Annotated in this window: 2 protein-coding genes; both read left to right on the top strand. The window is 68.1% G+C overall.

Annotated features, from left to right (window positions below):
• Positions 1-138 precede the first annotated feature (138 nt).
• Positions 139-399, top strand: a complete 261-nt coding sequence (locus tag ACFSM0_RS07730) for a hypothetical protein (protein ID WP_377388958.1) — start codon at positions 139-141, stop codon at positions 397-399.
• A gap of 9 nt (positions 400-408) precedes the next feature.
• The coding region (locus tag ACFSM0_RS07725) for a phage tail tape measure protein (protein ID WP_465270042.1) at positions 409-2,527 on the top strand (2,119 nt) is incomplete at its 3' end.

Here is a 2,527-nt window from a genome sequence, read left to right as displayed (position 1 = left end):
GATCCTGAGCGCGAACACCGATGCGGTGGCGCGCGCCTCGGCAGCTGCCGCCCCGGAGATCGCCCCGGAGGCCGCACGGGGAAACGTCAAACGCCCGGCCAAGGCGGGCCGGGCGAAGCGGTAACGATCACGGGCCTGTTGCGGGATTATACCGCGGCGGGCTTTGAGCCCGGCGCGTTCTGGGGGCTCACGCCGCGGCTGCTCACGATCCACCTTGAGGGGGCGGCAAAGCGGCTGCAGCGCGAGCGCGAGCTCGTCTGGTTCTCCGCCATGCTGCCGCATCTGCAAAAGACGATCCCGCTCGAACGCTTCGTCGGCCTGCCGGAAGACCGGCACGACCGGGTGAAGCGGTTCCATGCGGCCTGGGACAGGATCGACCGGGCGCTTGCCCGTCACTGAGGGACATCCATGGCATCATCTGTTATCGGCGCGCTCCGGGTGAACCTGGGGCTTGACGCCGCGCAATTCTCCAAGGGCCTCAAGGGGTCGCAGGGCACGCTGGCCAGCTTTGCCGCGCGGGCGGGCAAGATGGCGGGGGGCATTGCCGCCTCCATGCAATCGGCCTTTGTCGCGATGGGGCTCGGGGCGATCTCGGCGGGCGCGGAGATCCAGCGCCTTTCGACGCTTGCAAACACCTCGCCCGAGCAGTTCCAGGGCTGGGCCGCGGGGGCGAAGAGTGTCGGCATCGAGCAGGACAAGCTCTCCGACATTCTGAAGGATACCAATGACCGGGTGGGCGACTTCCTGCAAACCGGCGGCGGGGAGATGGCGGACTTCTTCGAGAAGATCGCGCCGCGGGTGGGGGTGACGGCGGCGCAGTTCCGCAACCTCTCGGGGGCGGATGCGCTCCAGCTCTATGTCTCCTCGCTGGAGAAGGCGAAGCTCTCGCAGGCGGAGATGATCTATTATATGGAGGCGGTGGCCGATGAGGCCTCCGGGCTTTTGCCGCTGTTGCGCAATGGCGGCGCGGGCATGGCCGAATATGCCGCAATGGCCGAGCGGGTCGGCGCGGTGATGGACGGCAAGACCATTGCCTCCTTGAAGGCGGGCAAGGGGGCACTCGCGCAGATGCAGCTCGCCTGGACGGGGCTGCAGAACACGATCGGCGCGATGGTGGTTCCCGCGCTGATGGCGGCTGCGGAGGCGGTAACGGCGGTGGCCTCCGGCTTGCGCGCGCATGCCGAGACGTTGATGACGGTGATGCGCACGCTTGCGGGCACGGCGGCGGTGGTGGCAACGCTTTTTGCCGGGCGCTTTGCCATCGCGCTTGGCACCACGGCAGTGCGCGCGATCATGCAGGCGTCTGCGGCGGCAGCGGCGCATCAGATCCTGCTCGGGCGCACCACGCTTGCCGCGATTCTGGCGGCGAATGCCACGCGGGCGCTGGCGGGGGCCTTCACGCTGATGGGGCGGGCGCTGATCGCCACCGGGTTTGGCGCGCTCATTGTCGGGGCGGGCTGGCTGGTGGGCAAGTTCATGGCGCTCGTTGCGGCGGCGGGCGGGTTTGGCAAGGCGCTTTCGCTTCTGGGCGAGGTGGCCTCCGGGGTTTGGGACGGCATTGTCACGAGCGCCGGGGCGATCCCGGACGGGCTCGCTGCGGTCTGGGAGCGGATGAAGTCGACCTTCTTCTGGGCGCTCTCCGAAATGGCCTCGAAGTTCCATGATTTTGTCTGGCAGCTCGCGCAGGTGAAGGGGCTCGCCCCGGCGCTCGCCGGGGTGGTGGAGACCACGAACACGTTGTCGGGCACGCTGGCCAAAGCCGGGGCGGAGGCTGGCGAGGCTGCGGACAAGATGGCCGAGAGCGCCTCATCGAAGGTGACGGCGGGCTTCGAGGCCGCAAGCGCGGCGGTGGGCAGGCTCGGCGCGGCTGTCAGCGCCACAAATTCCGAGCTTACCACGCTCAATAATGGCGGCGGGGGCGGGGGCTCTGGCGGCGGGGCCGAGGGCAAGCTCTCGGCGCTGCAAAAGGTGATCAAGGGGCTGAACGAGGATATCGCGCGGCTCAAGGCGACGCTCTTTGCCACCGAGACCGAGCGCAATATCTTCGATGCGCTCAAGGAGGCGGGCGTCGCCGCGGCCTCGGCGAGCGGGCGGCAGATCGCCGCGCTCGTGCGGCAACGCGATGCGATGCAGAAGCTGCAAGAGGCCACCGAGAGCTGGCGGCAGTCGATCACCAGCGCCTTCTCCTCGTTCCTGACCGGTGCCACGAGCTTCAAGGACATGCTGGGCCAGATCATCGGCAAGCTCGGGGAGATGATGCTGAACTCCGCTTTTGATCGGCTGTTCGGAAGCACGGGTAACGGCTTTCTGGGCGGCATCCTCGGCAGCCTCGGGATCGGGGCGAATGCGAACGGGACAAGCAACTGGCGTGGCGGGCTCACCCGCATCAACGAGCGCGGCGGCGAGATCGTCGATCTGCCGAGCGGCACGCGGATCATTCCGCATGACGTGTCAAAACGCATGGCGGGGAAAGAGGCGGGCCAGATCGCCATGACCGCCTCCGAGCTCACGCTCAGCGATGACGGGC

The sequence above is a fragment of the Rhodobacter lacus genome (genome assembly GCF_042683065.1).
Lineage (GTDB): Bacteria > Pseudomonadota > Alphaproteobacteria > Rhodobacterales > Rhodobacteraceae > Rhodobacter > Rhodobacter lacus.
This window is presented reverse-complemented; position numbering and strand designations above follow the sequence as displayed.